The sequence below is a fragment of the Citreimonas salinaria genome (genome assembly GCF_900107235.1).
Lineage (GTDB): Bacteria > Pseudomonadota > Alphaproteobacteria > Rhodobacterales > Rhodobacteraceae > Citreimonas > Citreimonas salinaria.
Map to the genome: position 1 here is coordinate 261,735 of NZ_FNPF01000003.1, position 16,303 is coordinate 278,037.

Consider the following 16,303-nt stretch of genomic DNA (forward strand, 5'->3'; position numbering starts at 1 on the left):
CCGGGTTCGTCGGTCTAGCCGGCCTTGCGGCGGGCGATCTCTTCGCGGATCTGGGCGCCGTGCTCGTCCAGCGTCGGCGGCGGTGCGACGTCGAGTTCCGGCGCCCCGTCGAAATTGTAGGGGGGGCGTACGGTGGTGAAGGTGCCCAGCTCGGACGACGGCACGCTGACCTTCAGCTTCAGGTGCTGCGCCTGCGGGTCCTCCAGCGCCTCGTCACTGTCGTAGGCGGGCGAGTGCGGCACCTCGTTTTCCAGCAGCAGCGCGGCCCATTCGTCGCGCGTCTTGCCCTTGAAGATCGGGGTGAAGTGCTCGATCAGCTCGTCCTGGTGCTTGATCCGCTCCAGCCGCTCGTTGAAGCGCGGGTCGTCGTTCAGCTGCAGCTGCCCGGTCGCCGCCAGCAGCCCCTCCCAGAACTTGGTCGGGCTGGACATGTGGATCGCGATCCATTTCCCGTCCGAGCACTCGAACGTGTAGGACTGGCTGACCACCGGGCGCGACAGCGGGCCCATGACCTCGCCCACGCTGTAGTAATGCGTGAAACTGTCGAGGTTGAAGTGGCTCATCGCCTCGAGCATCGAGATGTCGATGCGGCGCCCCTGCCCGGACTTGCTGCGCTCCAGCAGCGCGGCGAGGCAGGCCATCGCGGCATACTGCCCGGTGACCGCGTCGGCGATCGCGGGACCGATGACACGGGGGTTCTGCGGCGGGGTCAGCAGACGCAGGTAGCCCGACGCGGCCTGCGCGACGGTGTCGTAGGCGGGCCGGTCGCGCGACGGTCCGGAGGTGCCGAAGCCGGAGATCGCGCAGTAGATCAGGTCGGGCTTGATGCGGCGCAGCTCGTCCTCGCCCGCGCCCAGCTTCTCGGCCACGCCGGGGCGGAAGTTCTGGATGAACACGTCGGCGGTGGCGATCAGGTCGTGCAGGACCTGCCGATCGTCGTCGTTCTTCGTGTCCAGAGCAATGGACCGCTTGTTGCGGTTGTAGGTCTGGTAATGCGGCGAATAGAGCCCGCCCTTGAAGGCCCGGAACGGATCGCCCGTGCCCGGACGCTCGACCTTGATGACGTCGGCGCCCAGATCGGCCAGGTGCATGCCGCAGGCGGGTCCGGTGATGTAGGTGCCCAGTTCGACGACGCGGATGTCCTTGAGGATCTTCATTCTGCCGCCTCCTTGGCGCCCTTGCCGTCGTAGCTGATCGCCTGATCGGCGTGGTTCGACATGATGAAGCCGATCGACCGGGCCTGTTCCTCGAACAGGTGCGCGGCAAGGCCGGCGGTGCGCGCCAGGATCGGCACGGCTTTCAGCGCCTGCAGCGGCCAGCCGGCGTCGAGAATCGTCGCCGGTATCGCGCCCGAGACGTTGATCGGCAGCGGCCGGCTGATGATGTCGGTCGCGTGCTTGCCCAGCAGGTCCAGCACCTCGCAGTAGCGACCGGCGATGCCTTCTTGCTGCGCGACGGCGATCAGCCGGTGCGCGCGCGGGTCGCCGCCCGAATGCTGCGGGTGACCAAGGCCCGCGACCTTGCGCTTGGTCGCCTTGTGTTCCTTCAGCGAGGCGATGACGGCGGTTTCCAGATCGGTGCCGTCGGCCTCGGCCTTGTCCAGCACCTCCTGCAGGTAGCGCCCGCCCACCTCGGACGAGCCGGCGACGACCGAGCCCATGCCGAGGATGCCGGCGGCCATCGCGCCCTGGTAGGCCTCGGGACCGGCGGCCAGCGTCATGCGCGCGGCCTGCACCGACGGCACCAGGCCGTGCTCGGCGATCGCGACGAGGCAGGCGTCCATCATGCGGCGCTGCGGCTTGGTAGGCTTCTCGCCCAGCACGAGCAGCCAGAAGTAATCGGTGAAATCGATCTGCCCGATCAGATCTCCGCACAGGTCATGACCACGGATCGTGATGCTGTCGGCGTCCGATGTGGCGATCGCGGTGAAGGCGTTGTCCTGCTTGCCGATGCGCATGGCTCTCCCTTTCGGTCGCGGTATGGGTTACACATACTTTTCGGTATGCGAAAATTTTTCCTCTTGCCGAAAATAATGATCTGTTTACTTTCCCAGTCAAGGCGAAATTGTCGCACAGGTGTTGCGGCACCCGAGCGGAGGAGCAAAGATGAGCGATATCAACCAGTTCAACATCACGCAGAAGGTGAAGGACAGCTTCGAGACCGAGCCGGACAGCCGGTTCGAGAAGATTCTGCACTCGGTCATCGACCACCTGCACGACTGCACACGCGAGCTGAACGTCACCCACGACGAATGGATGGGCGTGCTGAACTTCCTCTACGATTGCGGGCAGATCTCGACCCCGGAACGGCACGAGTTCATCCTGCTGTCGGACGTGCTGGGCTTTTCCGCGCTGGTCGACATGATCAATACCCGGGGTGGCGCGACCGAGGGATCGAACCTCGGCCCGTTCTACCTGGACGACGCGCCCGAGAAGAAGCTCGGCGCGAACCTGGCAGACGACCGCGAGGGCGTCACGGTGCTGGTCCACGGCACGGTCACGGACATCCTGCACAAGCCCCTGCCCGGCGCAATCATCGACACCTGGCAGGCCGACGCCACCGGCACCTATCCGATCCAGGAGCAGGAGCAGGGCCAGGACAAGATGGACCTGCGCGGCAAGTTCACCTGCGACGAGCAGGGCCGCTACTACTACACCACCGTGCTGCCCAAGCCCTACACCGTTCCCTATGACGGCCCCGTGGGCAAGCTGCTGCGCGCCGGCAACCGCCACGCGTGGCGCGCCGCGCACCTGCACTACATCGTGCGCGCCCAAGGCATGCACGACATCACCACCGAGGTCTTCTTCGAGAACACCGAGTACATCGACAACGACGCGGTCTTCGGCGTGCGCAAGTCGTTGATCGCCAAGCTGGAGCCCGCGAAGAAGATCGACGAGCTCGGCTTCGAGACCGAGAAGAAGCCCGACGCAATGTTCAAGTTCGACTTCGTGCTGGCGCCAGAAAGCAAGAAGCGGTGATACGGATCGAGGACCGGCCGCCGGAATTCGTCGAGGCGCTGGCCAAGGGTCTGGCGATCATCGAAGCGTTCGACGCGGCCAGTCCCGAGATGTCCCTGTCCGAGATCGCCCGCAAGGTCGGGCTGTCTCCGGCGGCGGCGCGGCGGTCGCTGATCACGCTGTCGGCGCTCGGCTACGTCGCGCAATGCGGCAAGCGGTTCCACCTGACGCCCAAGGTGATGACGCTGGCATCCGGATTCTACTTCTCGGCCCGGATCGACGAAATCCTGCAGCCGAGGGTGGCCGAGATCGTGACGCGCTTCGGCGACGCGGCCTCGGTCGGCGTGCTGACGGGACCGGACGTGGTCTACGTGGCGCACTACTCGGTCCAGCGGGCCCGCCGCGCGGCCGCCGTGGTCGGCGCGCGCTACCCGGCCTACGCCACGTCGATGGGACGGGTGATGCTGGCCGGGCTGACGGACGATGCGCTTTGCGCCTATCTCGACACGCTCGACGCGAAGGCGCTGACCTCGAGAACCTGCACCGATCCCGCGCTGCTGCGCGCGGCGATCCTGCAGGCCCGTGCGGACGGCTACGCCACCACGGTCGACCAGCTCGACTACGGCATCACGGCGCTGGCCGTGCCGATCCGCAACGCCGCCGGCGACACCGTCGCCGCGCTCAACACCTCGGGCTACACGGGCCTCGTAACGCCCGAGACGCTGGTGAGGGAACGCCTGCCGGAGCTGACGACCGCCGCGTCCGCCATCGGGCACGACCTGAAGCGCCATCCCGTACTGCAATCCATTTTCGCGGCCTGACGCCGCATCTCCGAGAGGACCAGACCATGTGCAGACTTTGCAATCCGAAGGCGCCGCAGGTGCCCTGCCCGACGCGACGCGACGTGCTCAAGGCATCGGCCGTGGGTGCTGCGGCGACGCTGACCGGCCTCGGGGCCAGCCAGGCACAGGCGGCGAGCCATGCGCAAGCCGCAGTCCCTCAGGGCACGGGAGAGCCGGGCCGCCGCGTGCTGATCAAGGGCGGCACGGTGCTGTCGATGGACAATACCGTAGGCAATTACGCCACCGGTGACGTACTGGTCGAAGGCAGCCGGATCGTCGAGATCGGCGCCAACATCGACGCGGGCGACGCCGCGGTGATCGACGCGTCGGGCAAGATCGTGATGCCGGGCTTCATCGACACCCACCACCACCAGTTCGAAACCGCCCTGCGCAGCCAGCTGGCCAACGGGATCCTGATCAACGACGGGCGCCCCGCGAACGAGCAGAACTACTACGACACGATCCTGCAGAAGTTCTCGATGGTCTACCGGCCCGAGGACGTCTACATCAACGAATTGTTCGGTGGCATCGCGCAGCTGGACGCGGGCGTGACGACCGTGATGGACGTGAGCCAGATCCACCACAGCCCCGAGCATTCCGACGCCGCGATCGAGGGCCTGCGCGACGCCGGCCGCCGCGGGGTGTTCGGCTACTTCGAGGGCTGGGGCGACCGCGCGCAATACCCGGCCGACGCGCGCCGCATCAAGGAGCAGTACTTCAGCAGCGACGACCAGCTTCTGACGATGGTCATGGGCGGCGAGATCTACCTGCCCGGATGGGAAGCCGCGTGGGAGATCGGTCGCGACCTGGACCTGCCGATCGCGCTGCACGTGGTGGGCACCTTCGGGATGCGCGACACGTTCGACCAGCTTGCGCGCGACGGCATGTTCGGCCCCGACAACATCTTCATCCACATGACCGGCATGTCAGACCTGGCGTGGCAGGCTGCGGCGGATGCGGGCAGCCACGTCTCGCTGGCCGTGCCGATCGAGATGCACATGCGCCACGGCCTTCCGCCGATCCAGAAATGCCTGGACCTCGGAATATCGACGTCGCTTTCGACTGACGTGGAATGCACGATGACGGCGGATTTCTTCACCCAGATGCGCGGGCTGATCACCCTGCAGCGGATGTGGGTGAACGAGGCCGCGCTGCTGGGTGCCGAGGATTACCCGGCGCTGATGCAGTGCATCGACGCGATCCGCCACGCCACGATGGGCGGCGCAGAGGGGCTGGGCCTCGCCGACAAGGTCGGCTCGCTCACCCCGGGCAAGGAGGCCGACATCATCCTGCTGGACGCCGAGGCGATCAACGTGGCGCCGCTGAACAACGCGCCGGGCGCCGTCGTGACGCTGATGGAGCGGACCAACGTAGACACGGTTATGGTCGCCGGCCGCATCGCCAAGTGGCAGGGCAAGCTGCTGGGCTTCGACGTGCCGCGCCTGCGGTCCGAACTGGAAGCCAGCCGCGACTACCTTTTCGAGGCTGCCGGAATCGAGCGCGACCTCTTCGCGTGATCAGTGCTATCCTCGTCGCGGGCCCCGTGCATTTTCGCGGCGGCCCGCACAACCGGGAGGATATCATGAAATCATTACTGCTGGCGGGCGTGACGGCCTTGGCCGTTTCGCCCGCGATGGCCGAGGGCGATGTCGAGCGCGGCGAATATCTGGTGCAGACCGTCATGGGCTGCGGCAACTGCCACACGCCGATCGGGCCGGCAGGGTTCGACATGGCGAACGACCTGACCGGGCGGGTGGTCGAGGACAGCGTCGCCTTCACCGCGATCGCGCCGAACATCACCCCCGCCTCGCGCATCGCGGACTGGACCGACGCCGAACTGGCGAAGGCGATCCGCGAGGGCGTCCGCCCCGACGGCACGATCATCGGCCCGCCGATGCCCTTCGCGGCCTACCGCGCGATCTCGGACGAGGACCTGTCGTCGATCGTGGCCTATCTGCGCACGGTGCCGGCCATCGAAAGCGACCCGGGCACCAGCACCTACAACATTCCCCTTCCCCCCGCCTACGGCCCCCCGGTGCAGACCGTGTCGGCGCCCGAACCGGGCGAGACGGTGGAGTACGGCGCCTACCTGGCCGCGCTCGGCCATTGCATGGAGTGTCACAGCCCGATGACACCGACCGGCCCCGACTGGGGTGCCGGTTTTGCGCGCGGCGGGTTCGAATTCCACGGGCCGTGGGGAACCTCCATCGCGCCGAACCTGACCAATCACCCCGCCGGGTTGGCCGACTACAGCGACGCCGAGGTAAAGCAGATGATCACCGGCACGCGGCCCGACGGCAGCCCGATGCTGCCGCCGATGCCCTATGTCTATTTCGACAAGATGACCGAGCGGGACATGAACGCGCTGGTCCTGTACCTGCGCTCGATTCCCGGCGCGCCGGACGCCTGAAACACCGATATCTGGACCACGGTCCGGGTGCCGGACATCAGAATGCGGCGCGGGACAACCCGCGCCGCGCCCCAACCAGAGAGGACAAACATGCTCTTTCCCACCTCGCTCGTCGGCAGCTACGCCCAGCCCGACTGGATCATCGACCGCGCCAAGCTTGGCGGCCGATTCCCGCCCCGCACCCGCGCGGCCGAGCTATGGCGCATCCCGCCCGAGCACCTCGAAGAGGCGCAGAACTCGGCCACGATCGAGGCGATCAAGCTGCAGGAAGAGGCCGGCCTGGACATCATCACCGACGGCGAGATCCGGCGCGAGAGCTATTCCAATCGCTTCGCCACCGCGCTGGACGGGGTCGACATCGACAACCCGGGCACCGCGCTCGACCGCTCGGGCCACCCCAACCCGGTGCCGCGCATCGTCGGCGACATCCGCCGCAAGCACGCGGTCGAGGTCGAGGACCTGAAGTTCCTGCGCCGCCACACCGACCGGATGGTCAAGATCACCCTGCCCGGCCCGTTCACCATGGCGCAGCAGGCGCAGGACGACCATTACGGCGATCCACGCAAGGTGGCGCTGGCCTACGCACAGGCGGTCAAGGAAGAGATCGCCGACCTGTTCGCCGCCGGCGCAGACGTGGTGCAGATCGACGAGCCCTACATGCAGGCCCGCCCCGAGGCGGCCGAGGAATACGGGCTGGAAGCGGTCAACGCCGCGCTGGAGGGTGCGGCCGGCACCACAGCGCTGCACATCTGCTTCGGCTATGCCGCGATCATCCATGCCCGCCCCGAGGGCTATTCCTTCCTGCCGCAGCTGTCAGGTTGCCACTGCAACCAGATCAGCCTGGAGACCGCGCAAAGCAACCTCGACACCTCGGTGCTGGAGAACCTGCGCGGCAAGACGATCATTCTGGGCGTGGTCGACCTGTCGGACATGAAGGTCGAGACGCCCGAGGTGATCGCAGACCGCATCCGCCGCGCGCTGCCGCACGTGGACGCGGACAAGGTGATCGTGGCGCCGGATTGCGGGCTGAAATACCTGCCCCACGACGTGGCCTTCGGCAAGATGAAGGCGATGGCCGACGGCGCCGCCATCGTGCGGGCCGAGCACCAGTAGCGGCCGGCACGCGGCGCGACTGACGCGTCGGAAATCGGTGCCGGGGGTAATTTCCCCCCGGCACTCCGCCCTTCGGTGGGGGCTGTTGGGGCGAAGCGCCGGGGTCGCCTTGCGGCCGTGTTCCGTGTTTGGCCTCGGGATGTGTCCGGATCGTGGCAGGACCGCGGAGCGCCCATGTCCCATCGTTAAACGGTGACGAAAACCCGAGCGACCGCGACTCGCGCGCCGCCTTACCGCGCCTCGTCCACCAAGTCGCGCGCCCGGGCCAGATCGGCGCGGAAGAGATCGGTTTCCCGCGCCCGCGCTTCGCGATCAGGCAGGCGCAGCAGGTAGCTGGGATGCACGGTCGCAAGGACGCGCATGTCGTCGGGGCCGGATTCGACCCCGCCACGCCGCTTCAGGATGCCCTTGCCCGACCCAGTCAGCGCCTGCAGCGCCGTCGCACCCATGGCGACGATCAGGTCGGGTTTCACGGTCGCGATCTCGCGGTCCAGCCACCAGCGGCAGGCGGTGACCTCGCCCGCGTCGGGGCGCTGGTGGATGCGGCGCTTGCCGCGCTGCACGAACTTGAAGTGCTTGACCGCGTTGGTGACGTAGACGCCCTTGCGCACGAGACCCGCCGCCTTGGCCTGTTCGTCGAAGAGACGACCCGCCGGGCCGACGAAAGGCCGGCCGGCAAGATCCTCCTGGTCGCCGGGCTGTTCGCCCACCACCATCACGCGCGCATCCTCGGGGCCTTCGCCGAAGATGGTCTGCGTGGCGTCGCAGTAAAGCGGACAGCGCGTGCAGCCGGCGGCCTCGCGGGCCAGCGCGTCGAGAGGGGTGGCGTCAAGGTTCTCCGGCATGGTCATCCTCCGGCGGTCGAATTGCGGCGGCGGCGTGCTGAACCCGGCCTCGTGCATGGCCGTGACCTTGGCGCGTGCGCCGGCGATCAATTGGGGAATGACCCGCGCCTCGGGCAGGTTCCGCCAGTATCTCACCGGCATCTCGGCCTTCATCGCGTCGACCTTCAGGCGCGCGGGGTTGAAGATGTTGCTGTAATAGGTGGTCCACAGCGCCTCGATCGGGTCGCCTTCGTCCAGGCGGGTGGACGCCTTCGCCTCCATCCGGAGCGCACTACCGTGATAAATCAACGTGACCTCCGGCGTAGCGATGATCCAGTCCATGTCGCCGAAGCGGTTCACGAAGAAGTCGGCCACCGGCTCCTCGATCCGGTGCGCTGGTTCGAACCAGGCCGCGAAGCGGCGGCGGACGGATTGGTCGCCGACCTCGCGGAAGCGGACGAAGGCGTGCATTTTGTGCAGGTCGCGGCGGACGTCCTTGGCGATGCGATCGGCCCGCGCCACCAGCGGATCGGCGCGGCGGTCCAGCAGCCTGGGGTCGTCGCGCAGGCGCACGAGAAGGGCGTAGGCCACCGCCATCCCCTGGCCCGACCGCTCGGGGATCAGCACCCGCGCCAGGTCGACGAAGCCGCGCGCAACGGTGAAGGCTGTGCCCGTCGCGGGCAGCGGGTCGTCGAACATCGCGGCTGCGTCACCTTCCAGCCCCCAATCGACCGCCTCGGGCGGCACGCCCTTCGACGCCAGCCTGCGTGCGGCATCGCGCCACGCGGATTCGGTCCCGATGCGCGGCAGGCGCGGGGCGAACATGGGCTAGAACAGCTCCATCTGCTGCGGCTTGACGAAGCGCGCGCGCAGGTCGGCGGCATCCAGCTTGGCGGCAGGGTGGTGATCCTTCGTCACGATGAAGGGTCGCGCCTGCTTCACGCGCCCGCCCATGCGGCGGATGTCCTCGAGTCCGAGGCTGCCCGAGCGGCGCGCCGCTACGATCCGGTCGACGATCTTCGTGCCGAAGCCGGGCACCCGCAGCAGCAAGTCCTTCGGCGCGCGGTTCACGTCGACCGGGAAACGGTCGCGGTTCGCCAGCGCCCAGGCGAGCTTGGGGTCGACGTCCAGGTCCAGCATCCCGGCGCGGTCGCGCGTCACGATCTCGGACAGCTCAAACCCGTAGAAGCGCAGCAGCCAGTCGGCCTGGTAGAGGCGATGTTCACGCATCAACGGCGGATCGACCAGCGGAAGCACGGCGCTGGCGTCGGGAATGGGCGAGAACGCCGAGTAATAGACCCGCTTCAGCCCGTAGGCGCCGTAGAGCCGGTCGGCATTGCCCAGGATCGTCGCGTCATCCGAGCCGTCGGCGCCGACAATCATCTGCGTCGACTGCCCGGCCGGTGCGAACCGGCCCCGCCGCCGGCCGGTATGCGAGCGGTCGGCGTAATCCTCGCCAGTCAGGCGGACCTTGCCCATCGCGGCGCGGATGCTGCGCGCGTCCTTTTCGGGGGCGTAGGCCTTGATGCTGGCGTCGGTCGGCAGTTCGATGTTGATCGACAGCCGGTCGGCGGCCAGGCCCGCGCGCTCGATCAGGTCGGGCGCGGCGTCGGGGATCGTCTTGAGATGCACGTAGCCGCGGAAGCCCTGCGCGCGCAGCGTCTCGGCGATCAGCACCATCTGCTCCATCGTGTAGTCCGAGGACTTGATGATGCCCGAGGACAGGAACAGCCCCTCGATGTAGTTGCGGCGGTAGAACTCGGTCGTCAGCCAGACCACTTCGTCCACGGTGAAGCGCGCGCGCGGCACGTTGCTGGAGGCGCGGTTCACGCAATAGGCGCAGTCGAAGACGCAGTAATTCGTCATCAGGATCTTGAGGAGCGAGATGCATCGCCCGTCGGGCGCGTAGGCGTGGCAGATGCCCGACCCGGTGGTCGACCCCAGCCCCTTGCCATCGCGCGAGCCGCGCTTGGACGTGCCCGACGACGCGCAGGACGCGTCGTATTTCGCCGCGTCAGATAGCAGCGCCAGCTTGTCCTGTATCGTCATCCGAGCCATGTGTTCCCGATACGTTCCGCGCGCGGGGCGCGCAAGGCACGGTGCCGTGAGCGCAAGGAAAATGGCGGCCCCGCAGGACCGCCATCGTTCGGATCATCGAATGTGCCAGCCGCTCAGGTGGCCGCGGCCCGGTTGATGCCGCCGCGGGCCAGTTCGGTCATGGTCTCGTCGCCGTGATAGGTGTGCGACAGATGCTTGTCGATCTTCGCCGCTTCCTCGTCGAGGCCGAGCCTCTGGGCAAAGGCCTTGCAGCAGCCGTAGCCGGCGATCGCGTAATGCGCCATGCGCTGATATTGCGTGATGATCATCGCGTCCCGCACGTCGTCGTCCGAGTACGTCTCTTCCAGCACATGCGCGCGCGCCTCGGCGACGAGGCCCTGCATGCCCTGGCAATGCTCGCCTTCGTGCTGCGCGCCGTGCTCATGGACGATGGCGGCGAGCATCTCCATGCCGTCGGCGATGCCCTTGTGGCCGGCATGCAGCGCCTCTTTCAGGCGCTCGTCCTTGGCCGCTTCTTCCAGTTCGATGACGATGTCACGCGATTGCCTGCAGGCCGAGAGAAGGTCCTGCATCTGGTCGATATATAGGTCCTTGAGGTCGTCCATGGCGATCTCCTTTCCGGGATGGCTGTGCTTTCCCGGACAACGAAACCGCGGCGCGCCCTGTTCCGTCCCATCCCTAGCCCGCGCCGTCGTCGACCTGGGCCGCGGCGAGATCGTATTCGAGCGTCTTGCCGTTCCAGTGGATCGCCAGCGGGCGGGCCGCGTCGGCCGGACGGATCGTGACGTCCAGCTTGTCCTGCCCGGCCTGCCGCGTCAGCGTCAGTTCACCCGCGCCACCGTCGCCGCCAAAGCGCGTTTCGGCGGTGTCGAAGAAATCCGCCCGGTCCTGGCGCAAGCCCAGCAGCGCGCAGCCAAGGCGGAACTTGTCGCCCGCAAAGCCCGGCGCCTGCGGCCACGTCTCGAACCGTGCCGGGTCGACCGGGCGGCGATTGTCGGGATCCGTCAACGCAAGGTAGGGCCCCATCGCGCCGCGATAGACGTCCGGAACGCCCGGCATCGTCATCTTCAACGCCAGCTGCGCCAGGCCAAGCATCTCGCCGCGCGCGATCAGCGCATCCAGCGCCGGCGGCGGGTTGCGGCGCCACGCGGCACACAGCGCGTCGGCGAAGGCCAGCACCGCGGCCTCTGCCTCGTCGTTTGTGTGGGTCCAGGTGGTGATGTCCTTGCCCTCGCGCAGCGCCTTGATCAGGTGGTCGGCCAGCCGGGTTTCGAGCGTGGGATCGGGTTCGTCCCACACGGCCAGCGCAGCTTGCACCATGTACCACCGCTCCTGCGGGCGCACCGCGTCGGCGCCGGGCAGCGATTGCGCGGCGCGCAGCAGGTCGAGGAACGCGTCCGGAAGGTGTGACATCGCCACCAGGCGCATGCGAGAATCCTCGGACCGCTTGGTGTCGTGCGACGAGGTCAGCGTCATCGCGTGCGGGTCGCGGCGGGCGCACCATTTCTCGATCTTGGGCGGCCTCCCCACCGCGTCGTCGGGATCGGCGCCGACCTCGCAGGCGGCAAGGAAGGCCGTCTGGCGGAAGGCGGCGGTGTCCTCGTGCGCCTTGGCGATCAGCGCGCCGGTGACCTGCTGGAACCGCGTGCGGAACCGTGCGCCCGCCGGGCCCTTGGGGTCGATCATGGCGGCGACCAGCAGGTCGACCACGGTGCGGCTGCGCAGGCCGGCGGCGGCGTCGTCGGCGGCCCTGGCCATCAGCGCGCGATCCTCGTCCCGTGCCAGGCCGTCGCGGAAATACGTCCGGTAGCGCGGGAAGGCGATCAGCAGGCCGATCACGGCCTCGCGCACCGCCTCGGCACCGTGATCGTCACCGGCCTCGGCCACGGCACCTTGGCCGAGGTCGATCAGTGCCAGCAGCTCGGCGGCCAGTTCCTCGCGCAGGACCTGGTTCTTCGCGTCACGCACGACGGCGTGGAAATCAGCCGGCAGAGCGGTGTCGCGCGACCACGCGTCCAGCAGCATCGCGTGGCCATCCGCGTCCGTCAGCAGGCGCGCGATGTGGCGCGCGGCCTCGTAGCCGGTGGTGCCCTCGACCGGCCAGTCGGGCAGCACCTCGTCGTCGGTCAGGATCTTCTCGACCCAGACCGGGATGTCACCCACCCGGTCGCGGAGACGGTGAAGGTAGCTCTCGGGGTCGGCCAGCCCGTCGACGTGGTCGATGCGCAGCGCGTCGACCAGTCCCCGGTCGATCAGGTCGAAGATCTTGGCGTGGCAATCCTCGAACACCGCGTCGTCCTCGATCCTCATGCCGATCAGGTCGGTCACCGTAAAGAAGCGGCGGTGCGTGATGCCGTCGCGTTCGCGCACCCAGTGCGTCAGCCGCCAGGGCTGGCGGTCCAGGACATCCGCCACGTCGCCCTCCCCGGTGCCCGGTGCGAGCGGGATCTCCAGGGCGTCGGCCTTCAGCACGCCGTCCGAAACCGACAGGCGGCCGGATTCGAGCATCGTGTCGAACGGCTCGGCCAGCCAGGGCAGCACCAGCCGCTCGGTCCAGTCGATGTCGAAGTGGCGGGCATAGCGGCTGTCCGCTCCGTGGCGCAGCACGTCGCGCAGCCACGGGTTCTCGACCGTGAAGGCGGTGTGGTTGGGCACGATGTCGAGAACGATGCCGAGGCCCGCGTCATGCGCGGCCTGCGCCAGCGCGACGAAGGCGGCCTCTCCGCCCAGGCAAGGGTCGATCTCGGCCGGATCGGTGACATCGTAGCCGTGGGCCGAGCCTTCGGTCGCCGTGAAGATGGGCGACAGGTAGAGATGGCTGAAGCCCAGCCCCGCCAGCGTCGGCAGCAACGTGCGCGCATCGTCGAACGTCACGTCGTCTCGCAGTTGCAGGCGGTATGTCGCGGTGGGTCGTATCATGTGAACGTGACTTTCGTGGCAAATCCGTAGGCGTCGCCGGGCGCACCCTGCGTCAGGTCGGCGCCGGGAATGGGATCATAGGGGGTGCCGAGGGCGGCGACCGTCTCGATCTGACCGGCCTCGAAGCGCCACAGGGCGCGCAGCGCGCGCGGGCCGGTCTGGCCGACGCCGGCCTCGATCCGGCGGGTCTTCAGCAGCGGCACCACCTTCTCGGCGCGGTGACGCAGCAGGGAACGGGTCAGCGCACGCCAGTCCTCGGTATCCTCGGGCGGGTGATCGTAGGGGCGCGAGCCGGAGAAGGTATCGCGCGCCACCGGGTCGGGCACGCCTTCGCCGAAGGAGGCGAAGGCCTTGAACTCCTCGGCGCGTCCCTTGCGCACCGCCTCGGCCAGGTCGCCCTCGAACCCGACGAAGAAACGGAACGGCGTGCGCGCGCCGATCTCCTCGCCCATGAACAGCATCGGGATGTAGGGCGAGGTCAGCAGCAGCGCGTGCAGCACGCGCATCGGCTCGGGTCCGATCAGGGCGATCAGCCGGTCGCCCTGCGCGCGGTTGCCGATCTGGTCGTGGGTCTGGTTGGCGTGCAGGAAGGCGGTGGGCGGCAGGTGGCCCGAGGGCGCGCCGCGCGGCTCGCCCTTCGGGCGCTGCTGGCCCTCGTCCACCTGCCCGCGTTCCAGCGCGGTCACCAGGTCGGCCATCGGATCGACCGCGAAGGGCGCGTAATAGCTGTCGGCCTCGCCCGTGGTCAGCGCGTGCACCGCGTGGTGGTAATCGTCGTTCCAGGTGGCAACGGCCGTGCCCTCGTCCTGGAAGTCCGGCAGGTTGCGCTCGTCCTCGGTCACGAGGTGCACGGGGCGGCCCAGGTCCAGCGCGCGCAGACGTTCGGCCATCTCGGTGATCAGGTGCGGCTTGCCGGGGTCCGCGATGGCGTGCACCGCGTCCAGCCGCAGCCCGTCGAATCCGTAGTCGCGCACCCACATCTCGGCGTTCTGCAGCGCGAACTCGCGCACCGGGCGCAGGCCGTAGTCGATCGCCGGGCCCCAGGGCGTGTGCGTGCCTTCGCCGAAGAACCGGGGCGAAGTGACGTGCAGATAGGCGCCTTCGGGGCCGAAGTGATTGTAGACCACGTCCAGAAGCACCGCGATGCCGGCGCGATGCGCCACGGCGATGAAATCCTTCAGGTCCTCGGGCGAGCCGTAGGCCGGATGCGGCGCGTAGGGCAGCACCCCGTCATAGCCCCAGCCTCGGTCGCCGGCGAACTGCGCGACGGGCATCAGCTCGACCACGGTGACGCCCGTCTCGGCCAGGTCGGGCAGACGGCGCGCGGCTGCGGCGAAGGTGCCTTCCGCGGTGAAGGTGCCCACGTGGATCTCCAGGATCGCCGCCTCGGCCCAGTCGCGGCCGGTCCAGCCTGCGGTGTCGGCGGCCGCGGGTTCGACCAAGATCGAGGGATCGTGAACCCCGCCGCCCTGCAGGCGCGATGCCGGGTCGGGTACGTATGTCCCGTCCACGACGAATCCGTAGCGGTCGCCTGCCCGCGCAGCATGGGCGCCGTGCCAGACACCGTCTTCGCCCCGCCGCATGGCGAGATCGCTATCGCCTTCGTCGCCCGCGTCCAGCCGCAGCGCCACGGCAGAGGCGTCCGGCGCCCATAGCGCGAAGTCCCACGTGCCGCCCGAGGACGGGCGCGGTCCCCAGAAATGCGCCGGATGCGCGGCTGCTTCGGTCATTGCGGCTCCTTCCAAGCGGCGTCAGGCCTGGCGGAGGCGCCCAGGCACGGCCGGTGTTCGTTTCGGTCGCCACGCCGGCCCGGGGATGCGCGGCCAACGGGCGGGATTGCGGCGGCAGGTCCATCGCGGCGCGGCGGACAGGGCGAGTGCCATCCCCCGGACCACGCCGGAACCGATGAATATCCTCGGCCTGGCTTTCCCCGATCGCTACGTCTTCACGTGCTAACGCCCGGGTCGACGATGACGTTCCTGAGGCGCGCTGCGGCACGGGCAATCGCCTCAGTCGTGGCCGCGATGGCCGGCCTGCTCGGTCTCGTCGCGCGTGCCTTCGTCGCCGCGAGCCGACAGAAAGTGGCCGACGCCGTGCAGGGCGGGGATGTGGTCGCAGAAGGTGCGCGCCGCGACCAGAAGCGGGGTGGCGACCAGCATGCCGACCACCGACCAAAGCCAGGCGAACAGCGTCACGGATAGGAACACCACCACCGGGTTCAGCCGAAGCGACCGCCCCACCAGCACCGGCGTCACGACCTGGCCCTCGAGGCTGGTGATGATGAAATACACCGCCGCCACCACCGCCGACTGCTCGAGCGTCTCGAGGGTGACGAAGGCGATCAACCCCGAGCCGAGCACGCCCAGAAGCGCTCCCAGATAGGGGATGAAGTTGAGCAGGAACGCGGCGATGCCCAGCAGGGCGGGATTGGGCATCTGCAGCCACCACATCGCGGCACCGATCGCGACGCCCAGCCCCGCATTGATCGCGGTGATCGTCAGAAGGTAGCGCGACAGCTTGCGCTCGATATCGTAGGCCACCCGGATCGCGCGACGCTTGTCGTGGAAGGTGGGCATGACGTGCACCAGCTTCTCGTGGAACATGTCGCCCGACGCCAGCAGGAAGAACAGCAGGACCAGCGTGAACACCACCTGCGCCAGGATGCCGGGCAGCGACAGCGCAAGCGACAGCGCGCCGCCGCCTTCCTCCTCGACCTTGACGCGCTGCACGCCGGGCTCGTCCTCGCCCTCGGCGATCTCGTCGATCTGTTCGGCGGCGTCCTGCACCGTCTCGGTGGTGCCGCGGATCTGCTCGATCTTCTCGCGCAACTCGTAGCTGATGTCGGGCGCGCGGGCGATCCAGTCGCGCGCGGGCACGGCCAGGCTGGCGGCGCCGAGGGTCAGCACGCCGACGAGGGTGGCCATGATGATGCCGGCGGACAGGCCGGCGGACAGGCCCATCCGCTCCATCTGCCGCCGCAGCGGGCTGAAGACGAGCTGAAGCAGCAGCGCCAGCACCACGGGCATCAGGAAAGCACGCGCATAGGCCAACCCGGCCACAAAGAGCATCAGGAAGATGCCGACCACCGCCCAGCACGGCGCGAGGGCCGCATGCGTTTCCTTGGGCTCGGCGGTGGCGGGCTCGTGGCTATCGCTCATCGGCGCGCTCTGCCCCGCCGCC

The 16,303-nt window shown here is 68.5% G+C and carries 13 protein-coding genes; 5 read left to right on the forward strand and 8 right to left on the reverse strand.

Translation table 11 applies throughout. The annotated features are described in order from the left end of the window. Positions 1–14: 14 nt before the first annotated feature. Both BLW27_RS05520 and BLW27_RS05525 read right to left on the reverse strand, forming a co-directional pair. Positions 15–1,157, reverse strand: coding sequence for a CaiB/BaiF CoA transferase family protein (locus tag BLW27_RS05520; protein ID WP_089880456.1), 1,143 nt, complete (start codon positions 1,155–1,157; stop codon positions 15–17). Further along, entirely contained in the window at positions 1,154–1,957 is an 804-nt protein-coding gene (locus BLW27_RS05525) for a citryl-CoA lyase (RefSeq protein ID WP_089880459.1), read from the reverse strand. Before BLW27_RS05525 ends, BLW27_RS05520 begins: the two co-directional genes overlap by 4 nt. Positions 1,958–2,105: 148 nt before the next feature. Between BLW27_RS05525 and BLW27_RS05530 the strand changes: the two genes are divergently transcribed. The 5 genes from BLW27_RS05530 (at position 2,106) to BLW27_RS05550 (ending at position 7,322) form a co-directional block, all read left to right on the forward strand. Then, a complete protein-coding gene (locus BLW27_RS05530) occupies positions 2,106–2,978 on the forward strand; it encodes a dioxygenase family protein (RefSeq protein WP_089880461.1) in 873 nt (290 codons plus the stop codon). Then, the gene (locus BLW27_RS05535; protein ID WP_089880463.1) at positions 2,975–3,778 is read left to right on the forward strand and encodes an IclR family transcriptional regulator domain-containing protein; all 804 of its coding nucleotides are present in this window, start codon (positions 2,975–2,977) and stop codon (positions 3,776–3,778) included. Before BLW27_RS05530 ends, BLW27_RS05535 begins: the two co-directional genes overlap by 4 nt. A gap of 26 nt (positions 3,779–3,804) precedes the next feature. Continuing rightward, positions 3,805–5,316: an amidohydrolase family protein gene (locus tag BLW27_RS05540; protein WP_089880466.1), complete on the forward strand. Its 1,512-nt coding sequence runs from the start codon at positions 3,805–3,807 to the stop codon at positions 5,314–5,316. 65 nt (positions 5,317–5,381) lie between these two features. Further along, the gene (locus BLW27_RS05545) at positions 5,382–6,209 is read left to right on the forward strand and encodes a c-type cytochrome (RefSeq protein ID WP_143042204.1); all 828 of its coding nucleotides are present in this window, start codon (positions 5,382–5,384) and stop codon (positions 6,207–6,209) included. Between the two features lie 90 nt (positions 6,210–6,299). Further along, positions 6,300–7,322: a uroporphyrinogen decarboxylase family protein gene (locus tag BLW27_RS05550; protein WP_089880469.1), complete on the forward strand. Its 1,023-nt coding sequence runs from the start codon at positions 6,300–6,302 to the stop codon at positions 7,320–7,322. Positions 7,323–7,552: 230 nt separating this feature from the next. On the opposite strand, the gene BLW27_RS05555 is transcribed toward BLW27_RS05550, so the two are convergent. The 6 genes from BLW27_RS05555 to BLW27_RS05580 form a co-directional block, all read right to left on the reverse strand. Continuing rightward, positions 7,553–8,971, reverse strand: a complete 1,419-nt coding sequence (locus BLW27_RS05555; protein ID WP_089880471.1) for a UdgX family uracil-DNA binding protein — start codon at positions 8,969–8,971, stop codon at positions 7,553–7,555. A gap of 3 nt (positions 8,972–8,974) precedes the next feature. Further along, positions 8,975–10,204, reverse strand: a complete 1,230-nt coding sequence (locus tag BLW27_RS05560; protein WP_177177828.1) for a putative DNA modification/repair radical SAM protein — start codon at positions 10,202–10,204, stop codon at positions 8,975–8,977. Positions 10,205–10,317: 113 nt separating this feature from the next. Beyond that, the gene (locus tag BLW27_RS05565) at positions 10,318–10,809 is read right to left on the reverse strand and encodes a YciE/YciF ferroxidase family protein (RefSeq protein ID WP_342708045.1); all 492 of its coding nucleotides are present in this window, start codon (positions 10,807–10,809) and stop codon (positions 10,318–10,320) included. A 73-nt stretch (positions 10,810–10,882) separates the two neighbouring features. Continuing rightward, the gene (gene treY / locus BLW27_RS05570) at positions 10,883–13,123 is read right to left on the reverse strand and encodes a malto-oligosyltrehalose synthase (RefSeq protein ID WP_245710784.1); all 2,241 of its coding nucleotides are present in this window, start codon (positions 13,121–13,123) and stop codon (positions 10,883–10,885) included. Beyond that, the gene (gene treZ, locus BLW27_RS05575) at positions 13,120–14,853 is read right to left on the reverse strand and encodes a malto-oligosyltrehalose trehalohydrolase (protein ID WP_089880480.1); all 1,734 of its coding nucleotides are present in this window, start codon (positions 14,851–14,853) and stop codon (positions 13,120–13,122) included. Before treZ ends, treY begins: the two co-directional genes overlap by 4 nt. A gap of 279 nt (positions 14,854–15,132) precedes the next feature. Further along, positions 15,133–16,281, reverse strand: a complete 1,149-nt coding sequence (locus tag BLW27_RS05580) for an AI-2E family transporter (RefSeq protein WP_089880484.1) — start codon at positions 16,279–16,281, stop codon at positions 15,133–15,135. Positions 16,282–16,303: the final 22 nt, after the last annotated feature.